Origin of the sequence: Escherichia sp. MOD1-EC4550, assembly GCF_963876935.1 — a bacterium.
In the GTDB taxonomy this organism is placed as follows: domain Bacteria; phylum Pseudomonadota; class Gammaproteobacteria; order Enterobacterales; family Enterobacteriaceae; genus Escherichia; species Escherichia coli_F.
In genome coordinates this window covers 136,465-154,775 of record NZ_CAWNSE010000001.1, presented here as the reverse complement: position 1 = coordinate 154,775, position 18,311 = coordinate 136,465, and the positions used below count along the sequence as shown (strand labels likewise).

Below are 18,311 nucleotides of genomic sequence, written 5' to 3'. Positions count from 1 at the left end.
TATCGGATTGAGCCAATAATAAACAACGAAATATTATTGTTATTTTTCAGTCCATTAAATGTGATGTTTGCAAATAGTTAAGCAATAACACCGTCTTACCGTCACGTATTTCGCCGCTTTTGATCATCTCCAGCGCCTGGCTGAACGGCAGCTCGAGCACTTCAATATCTTCATCTTCGACACCACCGCCCGCATTAGCGCGCTGGCTGTCACTGTATTCGGCGATAAAAAAGTGGATTAGCTCAGTCACACCGCCTGGCGACATATACAGTTCAAATAATTTGCGGACTTCGCCAACTTCATAACCCGTCTCTTCAATCGCTTCTTTACGAATACACACTTCCGGTTCGTCGTTATCCAGCAGCCCGGCGCAGGTTTCAATCAGTTGCCCGCTGTCATTGCCATTAACCCAGGTAGCGACGCGGAACTGACGAATCAGAACCACGGTCTTTTTCTTCGCGTTGTACAGGAGGATCGTCGCACCATTACCGCGATCGTAAACTTCACGTTTATGGCGGATAACTTCGCCATCTTTTCGCGTGAGATCGTAAGTTATGTTGTGCAGTGTGAAATAGTTATCGGAGAGAATTTTGTCTTTGATGAGGGTGATTTGTTGCGTCATACCGACTCCACAGCGCGAAATGAACAATTATCTTACGCTGTGAAGTCAGTTTTGTCTGCGCAGGCTATCAGTGAGATTTGACTGATTTTACCCCCAGCCAGTCAATAATCCCCTGTGCCGCATGACGTCCTTCTGCCATTGCGGTAACCACCAGATCCGCACCACGCACGGCATCGCCACCTGCGAAGATTTTCGGATTCGTGGTCTGGTAACGGTACTGGCTTTCAACGTCCGCTACGATGCGGCCCCATTTATCCACCGTTACACCGTGCGACTCCAGCCACGGCATACCATGAGGATTAAAACCAAATGCCATGATCACCGCATCGGCTGGCATCACAAACTCACTGCCTTCCACCGGCACCGGACGCCGACGCCCCTGGGCATCCGGCTCGCCAAGACACGTACGCAGGAAACGAATTCCGCAAACATGACCTTGCTCATTCAGCTCAAGCGCCACCGGCTGGACGTTAAATTCGAAGTTTGCCCCCTCTTCGCGGGCGTTCTTCACCTCCTTCTTCGAGCCAGGCATGTTAGCTTCATCACGACGATAGGCACAGGTGACGTTACTCGCGCCATGGCGCAGCGCGGTACGCACACAGTCCATCGCGGTGTCGCCACCGCCCAGTACCACGACATTGAGTCCGGCGGTATTGATAAACGGCTCTTCAGGTAACTCTTCAAGTCCCATCACCTGTTTAGTGTTGGCGATGAGGAATGGCAGCGCGTCATAAACGCCCGGCGCATCTTCATTAGGTAAACCCGCTTTCATGGAACGGTAAGTGCCTACGCCAACGAAGACCGCGTCGTATTGTTCCAAAAGCGAATCCAAAGTGACATCTTTACCCACTTCACAATTGAGTTCGAAGTGAATCCCCATCGCGCTGAAGATTTCCCGGCGACGCGCCAGCAGGGACTTATCCAGTTTGAAAGAAGGAATGCCGAAGGTGAGCAGGCCACCGATTTCTGGATGGCGATCGTACACCGTCACCTCCACGCCATTGCGGATCAGAACATCCGCACAGGCTAGCCCTGCCGGACCTGCACCGATAATCGCCACCCGCTTATCCACTTTGGTGACATGGCTTAAGTCAGGACGCCAACCTTTCGCCAACGCCTGATCCGAAATGTAGCGTTCGATGTTGCCGATAGTTACCGCTCCGTGCTCATCGCGAATGGTACAGGCTCCTTCGCACAGACGGTCTTGCGGGCAAACGCGTCCGGTAATTTCTGGCAGGGTGTTGGTCTGGTGAGAAAGCTCGACGGCGGCGTCGATATTTCCGGCTTTCACCAGCTCTATCCACTGTGGAATGTGGTTATGCAGAGGGCAGGTCCATTCACAAACGCTGTGCTCGCCGCACTTCAGGCAACGCGAGGCTTCCCGTTGTGCCTGGTCGGCGCGAAATGGCAGATAAATTTCATCAAAACCAGTTTTGCGCGCTTCAATCGCCAGTTTATCCGGCTCGCCTCGCGCGGGGGTTGCCTGCATTTGCTCGACTTTACTCATCGCCGGCATTTCTGGTGCCCCAGTACTGGCATGCCACGGTTGATGCTCCTGACGTACGGTGCGCAGGCGGCGAGATTTCGCTATGCCGGAGAGTGCGGCGTCAGTGACCAGTTGCAGAGCGTCCGCCGGACAATTCTCGACACAGGCAGGACCGCTTTCGCGACCTGCACAAAGGTCGCATTTATGCGCCGTGGCTTTAACTTTGCCTGCCGCGACGGGTGTCAGGACGATTTGCATCGTACCAAATGGACAAGCTACCACGCAGGATTTACAGCCAATACACTTTTGCTGATTGACCTGAATGCTGTCATCAACATGGCTGATCGCGCCATTAGGGCAACTACGGGCGCAGGGCGCATCTTCGCAATGGTGACAGGTCACCGCACTACGTTGCTGCTGATGTTTGATAACCGTAATTCGGGGATGAAAATGGTGTTGGCTCAGGACATGTTGCTCATCATTGTGAGCCATGACACAGGCGATTTCACAAGCATGACAACCCAGACATTGCTGACTGTTGGCCATAATAAAACGATTCATAACGACCTTCTTTTTTGGTTGTAAAAACCTTATTCTTTATATGAGTGTTGTTATTACCCGACTTACAGGGGAATCGGCAATGTTCATGTGCCCAGAATAAGTCACTATTTCGCTATAAACTGTGGCAGATCAAATAATCCCATCACTGATTAAATTGCATTTCAGCAAACTGGAACATTAATGATTTTATGTGGAGAAGACGCGTGTGATTGTTAAACGCCCCGTCTCGGCCAGTCTGGCCCGGGCCTTTTTTTACATTGTGCTGCTGTCGATTCTTTCCACGGGTATCGCTCTGCTAACGCTGGCGAGCAGTTTGCGCGACGCTGAGGCTATCAATATTGCCGGATCGTTGCGTATGCAGAGTTACCGCCTGGGCTACGACTTGCAAAGCGGCAGTCCACAACTCAATGCGCATCGCCAGCTGTTCCAACAGGCACTGCACTCACCGGTGTTAACCAATCTCAACGTCTGGTATGTGCCAGAGGCAGTAAAAACCCGCTATGCGCATCTGAATGCCAACTGGCTGGAGATGAATAATCGGCTCAGCAAGGGCGATTTGCCGTGGTATCAGGCCAATATTAATAATTATGTTAATCAGATAGACCTGTTCGTGCTGGCTTTACAGCACTACGCCGAACGCAAAATGCTGCTGGTGGTGGCGATCTCCCTGGCTGGCGGCATCGGTATTTTCACGCTGGTCTTTTTTACTCTGCGCCGCATACGCCATCAGGTGGTTGCCCCGCTGAATCAGCTGGTTACCGCCAGTCAGCGTATTGAACACGGCCAGTTCGATTCGCCGCCGCTGGATACAAGTCTGCCCAATGAGCTGGGACTGTTGGCCAAAACCTTTAACCAGATGTCGAGCGAGCTGCATAAATTGTATCGTTCGCTGGAAGCGTCAGTAGAAGAAAAAACCCGTGATCTCCACGAGGCCAAGCGTCGCCTGGAGGTGTTGTATCAGTGTTCGCAGGCGCTGAACACCAGCCAGATAGATGTGCATTGTTTCCGCCATATTTTGCAGATTGTTCGCGACAATGAAGCGGCTGAATATCTGGAGTTGAATGTCGGTGAAAACTGGCGGATTAGTGAAGGGAAACCAAACCCCGAATTGCCGATGCAGATTTTACCGGTAACGATGCAAGAGACGGTTTACGGCGAACTGCACTGGCAAAATAGCCACGTGTCATCATCAGAACCGCTGCTTAACAGCGTTTCGTCGATGCTGGGGCGCGGTTTGTACTTTAATCAGGCGCAGAAGCATTTTCAGCAGTTACTGTTGATGGAAGAACGTGCCACCATCGCACGGGAATTACATGATTCGCTGGCCCAGGTGCTTTCTTACTTACGTATCCAGTTGACGTTACTTAAACGTTCGATACCGGAAGATAACGCCACCGCACAAAATATCATGGCCGATTTCTCCCAGGCATTGAATGATGCTTATCGACAGTTACGCGAGCTGTTGACCACGTTCCGCCTGACGCTGCAGCAAGCGGATCTTCCCTCCGCGTTGCGGGAAATGCTGGATACGTTACAAAATCAAACCAGCGCAAAACTGACTCTCGACTGCCGTCTGCCAACACTGGCGCTGGATGCGCAAATGCAGGTGCATTTGTTGCAAATTATTCGCGAAGCGGTACTCAATGCGATGAAGCACGCCAACGCCAGCGAAATTGCCGTCAGCTGCGTCACCGCGCCGGACGGCAATCACACAGTCTATATCCGTGATAACGGGATTGGCATCGGAGAACCGAAAGAACCCGAAGGTCACTATGGTCTGAATATCATGCGCGAACGCGCGGAACGACTGGGTGGAACGCTGACTTTTTCACAACCTTCCGGTGGCGGCACGTTAGTGAGTATTAGCTTTCGCTCTGCGGAGGGTGAGGAAAGCCAGCTAATGTAATACCACCTACTGACCAAAGAATACTTGCACTTAAGGTTCAGTATAAAAGGGCATGATAATTTACATTAACTCCTTTTTTTCTCCACGATTGGTCCGTACCTTGCCGCTACAGTGAAGCAAGGCATGCCAACAACAATACGCAGAAACACGAGGTCCTCTTTTAATGGCGAATTTCTTTATTGATCGCCCCATTTTTGCCTGGGTGCTGGCAATCCTGTTGTGTCTGACAGGAACCCTGGCGATTTTCTCATTGCCCGTTGAACAATACCCGGATCTTGCACCGCCTAACGTGCGAGTAACCGCTAACTACCCCGGCGCATCGGCTCAGACGCTGGAAAACACCGTGACCCAGGTTATCGAGCAAAATATGACCGGCCTCGATAATCTCATGTATATGTCGTCTCAAAGCAGTGGCACCGGTCAGGCATCTGTCACCTTAAGTTTTAAAGCGGGCACCGATCCGGACGAAGCAGTGCAGCAAGTACAAAACCAGCTGCAATCAGCCATGCGAAAGTTGCCGCAGGCGGTGCAAAATCAGGGCGTGACGGTGCGTAAAACCGGCGATACCAACATTCTTACCATTGCCTTCGTCTCTACCGATGGTTCGATGGATAAGCAGGATATTGCCGATTACGTTGCCAGTAATATTCAGGACCCATTAAGCCGCGTGAATGGCGTCGGGGATATCGATGCCTATGGTTCGCAATATTCAATGCGTATCTGGCTGGACCCGGCGAAACTCAACAGTTTTCAGATGACGGCTAAAGATGTCACTGATGCCATTGAGTCACAGAACGCGCAGATTGCGGTTGGGCAACTTGGTGGTACGCCTTCCGTCGATAAGCAGGCGCTCAACGCCACCATTAACGCCCAGTCACTGCTGCAAACACCAGAACAGTTCCGCGATATCACCTTACGAGTGAATCAGGACGGCTCAGAAGTAAGGCTGGGCGATGTCGCCACCGTCGAAATGGGGGCAGAGAAATACGATTATCTCAGCCGCTTCAACGGTAAGCCAGCCTCCGGGCTGGGGGTAAAACTGGCCTCCGGCGCGAACGAAATGGCAACAGCGGAGCTGGTACTCAATCGTCTCGACGAACTGGCACAGTACTTCCCACACGGACTGGAATACAAGGTGGCATATGAAACCACCTCATTTGTTAAAGCCTCCATTGAAGACGTGGTGAAAACGCTGCTGGAAGCTATCGCCCTGGTTTTCCTCGTTATGTATCTGTTCTTGCAAAACTTCCGTGCCACGCTGATACCAACTATCGCCGTGCCGGTGGTGTTGATGGGAACCTTCTCCGTACTTTACGCCTTCGGTTACAGCATCAACACCTTAACCATGTTCGCGATGGTGCTGGCGATCGGTCTGCTGGTGGATGACGCCATCGTGGTGGTGGAAAACGTCGAACGTATTATGAGTGAGGAAGGACTCACTCCTCGCGAAGCCACACGTAAATCGATGGGGCAGATCCAGGGAGCACTGGTCGGGATTGCGATGGTGCTGTCGGCGGTATTTGTGCCAATGGCCTTCTTCGGCGGCACCACCGGAGCTATCTATCGCCAGTTCTCTATTACCATTGTTGCGGCGATGGTGCTGTCAGTACTGGTAGCGATGATCCTCACTCCGGCTCTGTGCGCCACGCTACTTAAGCCACTGAAAAAAGGTGAGCATCACGGGCAAAAAGGCTTTTTTGCCTGGTTTAACCAGATGTTTAATCGTAACGCCGAACGCTACGAAAAAGGGGTAGCAAAAATTCTCCACCGTAGCCTGCGCTGGATTGTGATTTATGTCCTGCTGCTTGGCGGCATGGTGTTCCTGTTCCTGCGTTTGCCGACGTCGTTCTTGCCGCTGGAAGACCGTGGCATGTTTACTACCTCGGTACAGTTGCCCAGCGGTTCAACCCAACAACAGACCCTGAAAGTCGTTGAGCAAATCGAGAAATATTACTTCACCCATGAAAAAGACAACATCATGTCAGTGTTTGCCACCGTTGGTTCTGGCCCTGGGGGTAACGGGCAAAACGTGGCGCGAATGTTTATCCGCCTGAAAGACTGGAGCGAACGCGACAGTAAGACCGGCACCTCGTTTGCCATTATCGAACGTGCAACGAAGGAATTTAATAAGATTAAAGAAGCTCGCGTTATCGCCAGCAGCCCGCCAGCAATTAGCGGCCTTGGCAGTTCTGCGGGTTTTGATATGGAGTTGCAGGACCACGCTGGTGCGGGTCACGATGCGCTGATGGCAGCACGTAACCAGTTGCTGGCTCTGGCGGCGGAAAATCCGGAGTTAACCCGTGTACGCCATAACGGCCTCGACGACAGTCCGCAGTTGCAGATTGATATCGATCAGCGTAAAGCTCAGGCGCTGGGCGTTGCTATCGACGATATTAACGACACGCTGCAAACCGCGTGGGGTTCGAGCTATGTGAATGACTTTATGGATCGCGGTCGCGTGAAGAAAGTCTATGTGCAGGCCGCTGCGCCATATCGCATGCTGCCAGATGACATCAATCTCTGGTATGTACGAAATAAAGATGGTGGCATGGTCCCCTTCTCTGCTTTCGCGACCTCACGCTGGGAAACAGGCTCGCCGCGTCTGGAACGCTATAACGGTTATTCAGCGGTAGAGATTGTCGGGGAAGCCGCACCGGGGGTCAGCACCGGTACGGCGATGGATATTATGGAATCGTTAGTGAAGCAGTTGCCAAGCGGCTTTGGTTTGGAATGGACGGCGATGTCGTATCAGGAGCGACTCTCCGGCGCGCAGGCTCCGGCGCTGTATGCCATTTCATTGCTGGTGGTATTCCTGTGTCTGGCGGCGCTGTATGAAAGCTGGTCAGTGCCGTTCTCGGTAATGCTGGTCGTGCCGCTGGGCGTTATCGGCGCGCTGCTGGCAACCTGGCTGCGCGGGCTGGAAAACGACGTTTACTTCCAGGTAGGCCTGTTAACGGTGATTGGTTTATCGGCGAAAAACGCCATCCTTATCGTCGAGTTTGCTAACGAGATGAACCAAAAAGGCCACGACCTGTTTGAAGCGACGCTCCACGCCTGCCGTCAGCGTTTACGTCCGATTCTGATGACCTCTCTGGCCTTTATCTTCGGCGTATTGCCAATGGCAACCAGCACGGGGGCCGGTTCCGGTGGCCAGCATGCGGTGGGTACTGGCGTAATGGGCGGGATGATTTCGGCCACGATTCTGGCTATTTACTTCGTGCCGCTGTTCTTTGTGCTGGTGCGCCGCCGCTTCCCGCTGAAGCCACGCCCGGAATAATCAATTAAAAAGGCGACATACCAATGTGTCGCCTTTTTCAACTTTCCGATAAAGAACCTGTTCAGCAGGTACTTTCTGTTTGTACTTTGTCTCAGGAATTACTTACGAAGCATAACTTCGATAAAGTCTTTCCAGTTCCCCAGTTCACGTTCAATCATAACAACCTCTCTTATAATTATGGGTATTCTACGGAAACAATATACCGTGGTGAAGCTAATTTACTCGATTGCTGCGATGACTACCTCCGGGGGACAAACTTTATGTAAATACTATGGTCCTGCAGCAATGATTTGTATGTGATACACAGCAACATTTCGAGATATTCATACGGAATCTAGTACTGGTTTAATTCTGTTTAAAATACAGGCAGATAACAAGATGAATATTCTTAATGTTTACGTTAAAAATGTTTAATATTATTTAATAGTTGTTAATTTGAATACTTCGATAATGTTATATTTCTTGATAATGATTTGCAGGCAAAATGTTTTCACCCTTAAATGAGTATTTATTCTCATAAATCGAAAAAGGATTCATTATGGTTACACTTTACGGCATCAAAAATTGTGACACCATTAAAAAGGCTCGCCGTTGGCTGGAAGCCAATAACATCGCCTATCGTTTTCATGATTACCGCATTGATGGGCTGGACAGCGGATTATTGAACGGTTTTGTCAACGAATTAGGCTGGCAAGCGTTACTCAACACCCGTGGTACAACCTGGCGTAAACTGGACGAAACCACCCGCAATAAAATCACCGATGCGGCCTCTGCGGCGGCATTAATGACTGAAATGCCTGCAATTATCAAACGCCCATTGCTCTGTGCGCCCGGGAAGCCTATGCTGCTGGGTTTCAGTGATTCCAGTTATCAGCAATTTTTCCATGAGGTGTAGTCTATGTCGTGCCCGGTTATTGAGCTGACCCAGCAGCTTATTCGCCGCCCATCCTTAAGCCCTGATGATGCGGGATGTCAGGCAATCATGATCGAACGTCTGCAGGCGATCGGTTTTACCGTTGAACGCATGGACTTTGCCGATACGCAAAACTTTTGGGCGTGGCGTGGGCAGGGCGAAACGTTAGCCTTTGCCGGACATACCGACGTGGTACCGCCTGGCGACGCAGACCGTTGGATTAATCCGCCGTTTGAACCAACCATTCGTGACGGCATGTTGTTCGGGCGCGGCGCGGCAGATATGAAAGGCTCACTGGCGGCGATGGTGGTAGCAGCAGAACGTTTTGTCGCGCAACATCCCAACCATACAGGTCGACTGGCATTCCTGATCACTTCTGATGAAGAAGCCAGTGCCCACAACGGTACGGTAAAAGTCGTCGAAGCGTTAATGGCGCGTAATGAGCGTCTCGATTACTGCCTGGTCGGCGAACCATCGAGCATCGAAGTGGTTGGTGACGTGGTGAAAAATGGTCGTCGCGGATCGTTAACCTGCAACCTCACCATTCATGGCGTGCAGGGGCATGTAGCCTACCCGCATCTGGCTGACAACCCGGTACATCGCGCAGCACCTTTCCTAAATGAGCTAGTGGCTATCGAGTGGGATCAGGGTAATGAATTTTTCCCGGCGACCAGTATGCAGATTGCCAATATTCAGGCGGGAACGGGCAGTAACAACGTTATTCCGGGTGAACTGTTTGTGCAGTTTAACTTCCGCTTTAGCACCGAACTGACGGATGAGATGATCAAAGCGCAGGTGCTTGCCCTGCTTGAAAAACATCAACTGCGTTATACGGTGGATTGGTGGCTTTCCGGGCAGCCATTTTTGACCGCGCGCGGCAAACTGGTGGATGCGGTCGTTAACGCGGTTGAGCACTATAATGAAATTAAACCGCAGCTACTGACCACAGGCGGAACGTCTGACGGGCGCTTTATTGCCCGCATGGGGGCGCAGGTGGTGGAACTCGGGCCGGTCAATGCCACTATTCATAAAATTAATGAATGTGTGAATGCTGCCGACCTGCAGCTACTTGCCCGTATGTATCAACGTATCATGGAACAGCTCGTCGCCTGATGAGTGGTTCTGCAAGAGGAAATAAGCATGGACTGGCTGGCTAAATATTGGTGGATTCTGGTGATTGTCTTTTTGGTTGGCGTCCTGCTGAACGTGATTAAAGATCTCAAGCGCGTCGACCATAAGAAATTTCTCGCCAACAAGCCGGAGCTTCCCCCGCATCGTGATTTCAACGATAAGTGGGACGATGACGACGATTGGCCGAAAAAGGATCAACCGAAGAAGTAAGCTAAGTGGCCGGATAAGGCGTTAATGCCGCATCCGGCAATGGTGAACGATGCCTGATGCGACGCTCACGCGTCTTATCAGGCCTACCAGGCTATTATTGCATCATTTCAATTACATCATCATCGCCAGGTTTGCCACCACTTAGCGCTTCGTCGAAATAATGTTTCGGTATGGTATAACGCAAGTGATCCAGGGCAAATTGCATACTGCGATTGTCGATTGCATGGCCTAAATCCTCCACAATATCCAGCGTCACATCGCCACCTGCACTGATTAACGCTTCCTGCGCCGCAACCGCATGCGCCAGATCGATAACCGGATCTTCACCGCCATGAATCAAGTGAATTGTCGTGGCTGTAGACGCGGTTTCCGGCAAGCTGGCATAACGTCCGTTAAAGGCAATGACGCGCGAAGCAAGACCCGGTTCGGCTTTAATGCTCTCCAGCGCCATAATCGCGCCTTGTGAGAAACCGATTAGCGCCGTGGCGTTTGCCCCTACTCCGCTCTGTTTCTGCCAGTAGCGCACCGTCTCAATAAACGTCGGCATGATGGCATCCACACGCGCCTGGCGATTATCTTCCGTAATACCCAGCACCGAAAACCACTGACGCCCCGCCGGATTACCGCTCGGCTCCGCGCCACCGACGCTCACCACCAGTGCATCAGGAAACAGCGGAGCAAACCAGCTGCCGATCTCACCCATCGCTACCGGGTTATCCCCGACACCGTGGAAAAGCAGTAACAACTGTTGTGCAGGTTTATCCGGGCTTTGAACAACAAAATGGTCATGTTTCATGGCGAACTCCTTAACTGATGTCATTAATTTTACGCCGCTGACTCACAATGACCATGGGAGAAAATTGAAGGAGTCAGTGAAAAAATTGCCATTGCGTTATGCGATCGCGCAGACGCTCAGTGCGAACATTATCAAGTGCGAACAGCGCCTGCGCGGCCTCTTCTCGCTGACGGGCCAGTAACATCTTGCGGCCTGAAAGTTTAAGTGTGGTACATAACTGCGCGTCACTGGCGTTTTTCTGTAAACGACCACGCAGCGCCGGTAATGCCAGTTCACTGGTTTGTAGCAGACGCGTTAAGCAACCTAACGACGTTAATAGCGGACGATGAGCGAAAGCAAAACCGGCCAGTTCAAGCCAGTCGTCCTCAGAAAGGACGGCATCATTTCGTGGATCGACGGGGAGCGTTTCGCCATTCCACTGCGTGAGAGCATGCGCATCGCGACGTAAACGGTAATGCTCACGTTCAGCCAGCTGTTTACCCGCATCACTCATCGGTAACAGTGCCATCGCCGTATAGCAACCGCTGCTGGCTTCACGATGATTACCCATTCGCACCAGCACAAAACCGCAGCGTTGCCAGAAACGCCATAACTCCTCGGTGTAGCCAAAACTCACCGAAAGATAGTCGAGGTCATGCGTATAGTTTAAAGCACGGGCAATAAGCTGTTGCCCAACGCCTTCACGCTGACGAGCTGGATGAACTGCTATCCTGCTGACCCGCCGTCCGCGCAATGTCGCTGCCAGTGGATTGCTGCCGTGCGCCGCCAGCGACTGGGCTACCAGATTACCCCGAGGGCGACGAAAACCTGCCCATACCGCCTGGCTGAGTTCTTGAGATAATCCGCCCTCCTCGACCAGCCACAGCGCCCCGGCGATCTCGTTTTCACAAGCCGCCTGGAAAAAATGTTGCCCAGGTACATCCATCATGCGGCGTAAATCCAGCGGCGAGGTCCGGTAGTGCGCGCCAGACAATAGCTGATATACCTTTAACGGTGTATCCGGATCGCTTCGCAATAAGGTCTGTTCAAAAGCGGAAATGACGATGTCACCTTGTGGTTCGTGAGTGAAGTTTTCATCGTCAAAAACCAGTGCCTCGCTGACCATTTTTTCCAGCGGGCATCCCTGCGCCCAGCGGATCGGCTGTTGCAATTCGAAACGGTGTAAATGCGGGAAACGCGCACAAAATTTCAGCAAAAAACCACGTCCGGTACCTTCGTAGCCCTGCACCGTAGTGGTTAACAACGTTCGAGGAAAACGCGACACCAGTTGATGCAACAACGGCGCAGGTATGGCTGCGGCTTCATCGACTACCAGCCAGTCGGCTTGCTCATTGCTGGCTAACAAGGCATCCGGCGCAATAAAGCGAAACTTTTCGCCCGCAAATTGTGCCAGTACATCCGTTGCCGCTTTTGCAGGCGCGGTGACAATCGCACTGCCCGCAATACGAGAAATGAGTTGCCCTGCCAGCGCCGACTTACCGCGCCCACGCGCAGCAGTTACCGCTGACACACCCGGCGGCATGGTGAGTAGCTGCTGTAAGAGTTGCTGTTGTTCTGGTTGTGGTGCGCCAGTCGCGGGTTGCCAGTCAGTACGGGGAATAAAATGCGTCAACGTGAACGGCTGGTTTTGCCGCCAGAGGATAGCGTCGTGATCCGCCGCAAGTACGCGTTTGAGGTGCCGGACAAAATGCGGCGTGGCAATAGGGTCAAGGCAATCACTCCAGCGCAGCGAATCGGCATCCGGTTGGTTTTCCCACTCTTCCCATACAGGGAGTAACAACACCAGCCAGCTTCCCGCTTTCAACGTTCCGCTAAGTGCCGCAAAGGCAGCGGCATCAAAGCCCTGGCGGGCGTCGAATATCGCATGCCGGAACTCGCGTCCAAGTAAAGTTTGTAGCGCCGAGGGAGTACAGTGGTTTTCAGCGACTGGCTGCGGTGAAACCCACAACCAGTCGCCAGGTAAAGCATCACGCAACTTAAGCGCACAGTTAAAGCACCAACGTTCTTCCCCGCTCAACACCAGCAAGCGGCGGATCCCTTCACGTTTCATTTGCGCTGTTAATGGGTGAAGCGCAGTCAGTTCAGCCATCCCTGCCCCGAAAGTTAAATGCTTTTACCAAAAGTATTGCATTGTGCCGGATCGCCGCTGTCGAAACCACGTTTAAACCAGCTGTAGCGTTGCTGAGAAGTGCCATGAGTGAAACTGTCTGGTACGACTCGCCCCTGACTTTGCTGCTGTAAACGGTCATCGCCGATGGCCTGCGCCGCGTTCAGCGCTTCTTCCAGATCGCCGGTTTCCAGAACGCCTTGCTGCTGCATGCTATGCCCCCAGACACCGGCAAAACAGTCGGCCTGGAGTTCCATACGCACAGATAAGCGGTTCACTTCCGCCTGCGTCGCGTTTTGTTGCAGTTGACGGACTTTCGGCTCGATGCCTAACAGTTTCTGCACATGATGACCGACTTCATGGGCGATAACGTACCCCTGGGCAAAATCGCCATCCGCGCCAAGTTTGTCTTTCATGTCATCATAGAAGGAGAGATCGATATAAACCGTGCCATCCGCCGGGCAATAGAACGGCCCCATAATGGACTGACCCGCCCCGCAGCCTGTGCGCGTCATTCCACGATACATGACCAGCTTCGGTTGCTGATAGGTCTTACCCATCTTCTCGAACTGCTGTCCCCAGGTGTCTTCGGTGGTTGCCAGAATCACCGAGGTGAATTTTGCGGCTTCGTCTTCATTTGGGCTAATTGACCGCGTTGATTGCTGTTGGGAAACCGGCTGTCCGGTCATCAACCCGGTTAAATCAACGCCATAGTAGCCTGCAACCAGCACGACTATCAGTAAAATCAGCCCGCCTTTACCGCTTGGCAGACGGAAACCGGGACCGCCCATTGACGGACCACCGGAGCTATTGCGCCTGTCTTCAACATTGTCACTTTCACGTCGCCCTTGCCAACGCATAGATACCTCAACAATATATTCATTATAGAAATGATCGTAGGTGGTTCAGAGGAAGATTACCACAGGAAAGCGGGATGAAATGGCGGAGGAATGAGCGTTCAATGCACATCTTATGAGAGCGGTTGTCTTGCCGTGCCAGCAGCACGGCAAGATGATGAATAGAAAAATCAGTCCAGCTGTACACCCAGGCGGCGGGCAACGGCTTCATAGGCTTCGATCAGGCCACCGAGGCTCTGGCGGAAACGGTCTTTATCCATTTTCTCCAGCGTTTCTTTGTCCCACAGGCGGCTGCCGTCCGGGGAGAACTCATCGCCCAGTACCACTTCACCTTTGTACAGACCAAACTCCAGCTTGAAGTCGACCAGAATGAGACCAGCATCATCGAACAGTTTTTTCAGCACGTCGTTCGCTTTGTAGGTTAGCTCTTTCATACGCGCCAGGTTCTCTTTACTTACCCAGCCAAAGGTTTCGCAGTAAGATTCGTTGACCATCGGATCGTGCATGGCGTCGTTTTTCAGGAACAGATCGAACAGCGGCGGGTTCAGCTCAATACCTTCTTCGATTCCAAGACGTTTCACCAGAGAGCCAGCAGCACGGTTACGCACGACACACTCAACCGGCACCATATCCAGCTTTTTCACCAGACATTCGGTATCGGAGAGCAGACGCTCCATTTGAGTCGGGATACCCGCTTCAGCCAGTTTGCTCATAATGAAGTAGTTGAACTTGTTGTTCACCATACCTTTGCGATCAAACTGCTCAATGCGCGCGCCATCCCCTGCTGACGTATCATTGCGGAATTCGAGCACCAACAGGTCCGGGTTTTCCGTGCTGTATACGGTTTTCGCTTTACCACGATACAACTCAGCTTGCTTTTGCATCTTTATCACTCCTGGGTGTGAATTAACGTTTTAAAATCTTTTGCTGTCTGATGTGCCAGATGTTTTGTCGGATGCGGCAAGAACGCCTTATCCGACCTACGTCCGACAAACAAATTTCGTGCGAATTACCGCTAAAATCGCATTTTTCTGCCGACGCACACGTTTGCGTATCATATCAGAAAAAAGGGCCGGATGACTCCAGCCCTGTATTTTTACTTGCTAAACGCAGCCTGGAAGACAGCTACCAGCGCGTCGTTCTGACTCTGAGTCAGAGTATGACCTTTCGGATCGATGAACTGTAGGCTGCTGCGGTTATCTAAATCGCCAACCTGCAGTTTATAGTCACCGGATGCCAGGCCTGGATCGCTCGCGCCCAGTTCCTGCCAGTCGCTGTCAGACAGCGGCTTGTAAGTTACGGCCATGTTGCCCTGCGAACGGGTGCTGTCGGTCACTTTCATGCCCACTTTTTCCAGCGCCGCTGGCAGACGTTGCCAAACCACATTGAACGGCCCGCGTACAACCAGCATCGGTAAACCGGTGTCATCAGCTGCACTTTGTACGTCCATAGTGGTGGAGGCACGATTTTGCGCAGCGTTCGCGGCGTCAGTGGCAGATTTATCCAGACCGGCGGAAATAACGTTCATCATCTCCGTGCTGTAACGCTGCATGGAAGCCGCGTCTGCAACCGGTTTGCCCGCCTGTTCCAGGTTCAGCAGTTTAACCGTAACCGCCTGCTGATAACCCTGCGGCTTAACAGAGATTTGATAACGACCACGATACTGCTCGTCTTCGTCCAGACGGTTCCATTGTACCCAATCGGTGGTCAGCGTCTGACCCGCATCATCACGTTGGGTGATGGTGTAGTTTTTCGCCTGCAGCACGCTAACCACCTGCGGCCACAGAGTATTGCCACGACCATTTTCCACCAGCAATGAAGCGGTATCGCCCGTGAACTGGGTACGCGCGCCAGAAACCAGTGCCAGCGGCTGGGCTGGTGGACGAATGTCCAGCGCCTTACCGACAGCACCACTACCGTTGGTCACCGGGATTGCATAATCACCGGAGGTCACCGGCAAAATCATTCCAGCCGGGGCATGAAGCTCCGCAAGCGGTGCTGCTTCCAGGTAGGATTCATCACCACTGACCTGGCGCTTATAGCGTGAGTCAGAACTACAGGCTGCGAGTAATAAAACAAGCGAAACACCCGCAACCTTTGCCAGGCGCGACTTTTGAACAGAGTAAGCCATCAAATCTCCCTAAACTTTACAGCAAACCGGCATGCTTAAGCGCCGCTCTGACCGTCTCACGACCACTGTCGGTGATTGGAGTCATTGGCAGGCGCAGCGTATCGGTCGCCACAAGACCCAGTTCCTTACATGCCCATTTCACAGGGATTGGATTGGGTTCGACAAATAGTTTGTTGTGTAATGGCATCAGACGCTGATTAATAACGCGTGCCTCGGCAAAATGCCCTTCTGCTGCCAGTTTGCACATCTGGGCCATATCACGCGCTGCGACGTTAGCCGTAACGGAAATAACCCCATGACCGCCCAATTGCATGAAGTCCAGCGCGCTCGCATCATCGCCGCTCAGCAGAACAAAATCATCTGAAACCAGCTCTTTGATCTGGTTTACACGCGTTAAGTTCCCTGTAGCCTCTTTGATTCCGATAATATTTTTTACTTTCGCCAGACGGCCCACCGTTTCCGGGAGCAGATCGCAACCAGTACGGGACGGCACATTATACAGAATTTGCGGCAGGTCAGTATGTTCAGCGATGGCTTTGAAATGCTGATACAAACCTTCTTGCGACGGACGATTATAGTAAGGGGTTACCGTCAGGCAGCCGACGATACCACTGTCATTGAAGCGCTGCGTCAGGCTAATGGCTTCCGCAGTAGCGTTAGCGCCGGTCCCTGCAATTACCGGAATGCGCCCGTCAGCCAGCTCCAGCGTCATCATCACCACATCAGCATGTTCGTCATGATTTAAGGTAGCGGACTCGCCAGTGGTGCCAACAGAAACGATCGCCGAAGTACCGCTGGCGACATGATAATCAATCAGTTTTTTCAAGCTAGCCCGACAGACATTACCTTTTTCATCCATCGGAGTAACAATCGCGACAATACTTCCCGTGAACATGGGCCATCCTCTGTGCAAACAAGTGTCTCAATGGTACGTTTGGTATGGCATTAAAAGCAAGCAGACAGAACCGTTCTGATTGTTGTATGCATGTTTTTTTTATGCTTTCCTTAAGAACAACTCACCCCTTAAAGGAATAACCAGTTTGACACTGTCATCGCAACATTATCTGGTGATCACTGCGTTGGGTGCCGATCGCCCTGGAATTGTGAACACCATCACCCGTCATGTCAGTAGTTGCGGCTGTAATATCGAAGACAGTCGCCTGGCAATGCTGGGAGAAGAGTTCACGTTTATCATGCTGCTTTCCGGTTCATGGAATGCCATCACTCTGATTGAATCAACGTTACCGTTGAAAGGTGCCGAACTGGATCTTTTAATCGTGATGAAGCGCACGACGGCGCGTCCGCGTCCGCCAATGCCGGCATCTGTCTGGGTTCAGGTCGATGTGGCAGACTCCCCGCATTTAATTGAACGCTTCACGGCACTTTTCGACGCGCACCATATGAACATTGCGGAGCTGGTGTCGCGCACGCAACCTGCTGAAAATGAACGGGCTGCACAGTTGCATATTCAGATAACCGCCCACAGTCCCGCCTCTGCGGATGCAGCAAATATTGAGCAAGCGTTTAAAGCCCTATGTACAGAACTCAATGCACAAGGCAGTATAAACGTCGTCAATTATTCCCCACATGATGAACAGGATGGAGTTAAGTAATGAATCCACTGAAAGCCGGTGATATCGCACCGAAATTTAGCTTGCCGGATCAAGACGGAGAACAAGTTAATTTGACCGACTTCCAGGGACAGCGTGTTCTGGTTTATTTTTACCCAAAAGCCATGACTCCCGGCTGTACCGTACAGGCCTGCGGCTTACGCGATAACATGGATGAATTGAAAAAAGCGGGCGTTGATGTGCTGGGTATCAGCACCGATAAACCCGAAAAACTCTCCCGTTTTGCGGAAAAAGAGCTGCTTAACTTTACGCTCCTGTCTGATGAGGACCACCAGGTGTGCGAACAATTCGGCGTCTGGGGTGAAAAGTCCTTCATGGGCAAAACCTACGATGGTATTCATCGCATCAGCTTCCTGATTGACGCTGATGGCAAAATCGAACATGTCTTTGACGATTTCAAAACCAGCAATCACCACGACGTTGTGCTGAACTGGCTGAAAGAACACGCCTGATTACTTTGCTCCATTCAGTGCTGGCTGCGCTTGCGGCCAGCACACCTCACTTCTCGTGATCAAGATCACATTCTCGCTTTCCCCTGCGACACGGGTGTCGAATCCATTTATTGCTGAACGTTAATGACCATCATTTTTGTACCGCTCAGAATCCAGTTAACACATAACTTATTGAATATATTAAATTAATCAGACTGGCATCCTTTATGCAATATGAAATGCAATGTTTCA

Annotated in this window: 16 protein-coding genes; 7 read left to right on the top strand and 9 right to left on the bottom strand. The window is 51.8% G+C overall.

Annotated features, from left to right (window positions below; all coding sequences use genetic code 11):
• Positions 1 to 46: 46 nt before the first annotated feature.
• Positions 47 to 622 (bottom strand): GDP-mannose pyrophosphatase NudK, encoded by a 576-nt coding sequence (gene nudK, locus AACU19_RS00665; RefSeq protein ID WP_001353047.1) that lies wholly within the window; start codon positions 620 to 622, stop codon positions 47 to 49.
• 67 nt (positions 623 to 689) lie between these two features.
• Entirely contained in the window at positions 690 to 2,669 is a 1,980-nt protein-coding gene (gene aegA, locus AACU19_RS00660) for a formate-dependent uric acid utilization protein AegA (protein WP_105277936.1), read from the bottom strand.
• Between the two features lie 205 nt (positions 2,670 to 2,874).
• Between aegA and narQ the strand changes: the two genes are divergently transcribed.
• The gene (gene narQ / locus AACU19_RS00655) at positions 2,875 to 4,575 is read left to right on the top strand and encodes a nitrate/nitrite two-component system sensor histidine kinase NarQ (RefSeq protein WP_001353046.1); all 1,701 of its coding nucleotides are present in this window, start codon (positions 2,875 to 2,877) and stop codon (positions 4,573 to 4,575) included.
• Positions 4,576 to 4,738: 163 nt separating this feature from the next.
• Entirely contained in the window at positions 4,739 to 7,852 is a 3,114-nt protein-coding gene (acrD, locus tag AACU19_RS00650; RefSeq protein ID WP_105277935.1) for a multidrug efflux RND transporter permease AcrD, read from the top strand.
• A 98-nt stretch (positions 7,853 to 7,950) separates the two neighbouring features.
• Here the strand turns inward: acrD and ypfM are convergent, their stop codons facing one another.
• Positions 7,951 to 8,010: a protein YpfM gene (gene ypfM / locus AACU19_RS00645; RefSeq protein WP_001386977.1), complete on the bottom strand. Its 60-nt coding sequence runs from the start codon at positions 8,008 to 8,010 to the stop codon at positions 7,951 to 7,953.
• 380 nt (positions 8,011 to 8,390) lie between these two features.
• Between ypfM and AACU19_RS00640 the strand changes: the two genes are divergently transcribed.
• The 3 genes from AACU19_RS00640 to AACU19_RS00630 are packed head-to-tail and all read left to right on the top strand — an operon-like array spanning position 8,391 to position 10,106.
• The gene (locus AACU19_RS00640) at positions 8,391 to 8,747 is read left to right on the top strand and encodes an ArsC family reductase (protein ID WP_105277934.1); all 357 of its coding nucleotides are present in this window, start codon (positions 8,391 to 8,393) and stop codon (positions 8,745 to 8,747) included.
• Between the two features lie 3 nt (positions 8,748 to 8,750).
• Positions 8,751 to 9,878 (top strand): succinyl-diaminopimelate desuccinylase, encoded by a 1,128-nt coding sequence (gene dapE / locus AACU19_RS00635; protein WP_001277784.1) that lies wholly within the window; start codon positions 8,751 to 8,753, stop codon positions 9,876 to 9,878.
• Positions 9,879 to 9,905: 27 nt separating this feature from the next.
• The gene (locus tag AACU19_RS00630; protein ID WP_000383836.1) at positions 9,906 to 10,106 is read left to right on the top strand and encodes a YpfN family protein; all 201 of its coding nucleotides are present in this window, start codon (positions 9,906 to 9,908) and stop codon (positions 10,104 to 10,106) included.
• A gap of 94 nt (positions 10,107 to 10,200) precedes the next feature.
• On the opposite strand, the gene ypfH is transcribed toward AACU19_RS00630, so the two are convergent.
• From ypfH to dapA, 6 genes are all read right to left on the bottom strand, one after another.
• Positions 10,201 to 10,902, bottom strand: coding sequence for an esterase (gene ypfH / locus AACU19_RS00625; RefSeq protein ID WP_105277933.1), 702 nt, complete (start codon positions 10,900 to 10,902; stop codon positions 10,201 to 10,203).
• Between the two features lie 73 nt (positions 10,903 to 10,975).
• Positions 10,976 to 12,991, bottom strand: a complete 2,016-nt coding sequence (gene tmcA / locus AACU19_RS00620; protein ID WP_105277932.1) for a tRNA cytosine(34) acetyltransferase TmcA — start codon at positions 12,989 to 12,991, stop codon at positions 10,976 to 10,978.
• 14 nt (positions 12,992 to 13,005) lie between these two features.
• A complete protein-coding gene (gene ypfJ, locus AACU19_RS00615; protein WP_001267498.1) occupies positions 13,006 to 13,869 on the bottom strand; it encodes a KPN_02809 family neutral zinc metallopeptidase in 864 nt (287 codons plus the stop codon).
• 167 nt (positions 13,870 to 14,036) lie between these two features.
• The gene (gene purC / locus AACU19_RS00610) at positions 14,037 to 14,750 is read right to left on the bottom strand and encodes a phosphoribosylaminoimidazolesuccinocarboxamide synthase (RefSeq protein WP_001295467.1); all 714 of its coding nucleotides are present in this window, start codon (positions 14,748 to 14,750) and stop codon (positions 14,037 to 14,039) included.
• 212 nt (positions 14,751 to 14,962) lie between these two features.
• Positions 14,963 to 15,997, bottom strand: coding sequence for an outer membrane protein assembly factor BamC (gene bamC / locus AACU19_RS00605; RefSeq protein WP_032184860.1), 1,035 nt, complete (start codon positions 15,995 to 15,997; stop codon positions 14,963 to 14,965).
• A gap of 16 nt (positions 15,998 to 16,013) precedes the next feature.
• Complete coding sequence (gene dapA / locus AACU19_RS00600; protein WP_001295469.1) at positions 16,014 to 16,892, bottom strand: 4-hydroxy-tetrahydrodipicolinate synthase; 879 nt, start codon at positions 16,890 to 16,892, stop codon at positions 16,014 to 16,016.
• Between the two features lie 145 nt (positions 16,893 to 17,037).
• Here dapA and AACU19_RS00595 point away from each other — a divergent pair, with 145 nt between their 5' ends.
• Together AACU19_RS00595 and bcp are read left to right on the top strand one after the other, a co-directional pair.
• Positions 17,038 to 17,610, top strand: a complete 573-nt coding sequence (locus AACU19_RS00595; protein WP_000176186.1) for a glycine cleavage system transcriptional repressor — start codon at positions 17,038 to 17,040, stop codon at positions 17,608 to 17,610.
• Positions 17,610 to 18,080, top strand: coding sequence for a thioredoxin-dependent thiol peroxidase (gene bcp, locus AACU19_RS00590; protein WP_001068682.1), 471 nt, complete (start codon positions 17,610 to 17,612; stop codon positions 18,078 to 18,080). Before AACU19_RS00595 ends, bcp begins: the two co-directional genes overlap by 1 nt.
• Positions 18,081 to 18,311 lie beyond the last annotated feature (231 nt).

Bases quoted from the DNA above. Each gene is read 5' to 3' on its own strand.
- nudK (WP_001353047.1), bottom strand. From the start codon at position 622: ATGACGCAACAAATCACCCTCATCAAAGACAAAATTCTCTCCGATAAC.
- aegA (WP_105277936.1), bottom strand. From the start codon at position 2,669: ATGAATCGTTTTATTATGGCCAACAGTCAGCAATGTCTGGGTTGTCAT.
- acrD (WP_105277935.1), top strand. From the start codon at position 4,739: ATGGCGAATTTCTTTATTGATCGCCCCATTTTTGCCTGGGTGCTGGCA.
- AACU19_RS00640 (WP_105277934.1), top strand. From the start codon at position 8,391: ATGGTTACACTTTACGGCATCAAAAATTGTGACACCATTAAAAAGGCT.
- dapE (WP_001277784.1), top strand. From the start codon at position 8,751: ATGTCGTGCCCGGTTATTGAGCTGACCCAGCAGCTTATTCGCCGCCCA.
- AACU19_RS00630 (WP_000383836.1), top strand. From the start codon at position 9,906: ATGGACTGGCTGGCTAAATATTGGTGGATTCTGGTGATTGTCTTTTTG.
- ypfH (WP_105277933.1), bottom strand. From the start codon at position 10,902: ATGAAACATGACCATTTTGTTGTTCAAAGCCCGGATAAACCTGCACAA.
- tmcA (WP_105277932.1), bottom strand. From the start codon at position 12,991: ATGGCTGAACTGACTGCGCTTCACCCATTAACAGCGCAAATGAAACGT.
- ypfJ (WP_001267498.1), bottom strand. From the start codon at position 13,869: ATGCGTTGGCAAGGGCGACGTGAAAGTGACAATGTTGAAGACAGGCGC.
- purC (WP_001295467.1), bottom strand. From the start codon at position 14,750: ATGCAAAAGCAAGCTGAGTTGTATCGTGGTAAAGCGAAAACCGTATAC.
- bamC (WP_032184860.1), bottom strand. From the start codon at position 15,997: ATGGCTTACTCTGTTCAAAAGTCGCGCCTGGCAAAGGTTGCGGGTGTT.
- dapA (WP_001295469.1), bottom strand. From the start codon at position 16,892: ATGTTCACGGGAAGTATTGTCGCGATTGTTACTCCGATGGATGAAAAA.
- bcp (WP_001068682.1), top strand. From the start codon at position 17,610: ATGAATCCACTGAAAGCCGGTGATATCGCACCGAAATTTAGCTTGCCG.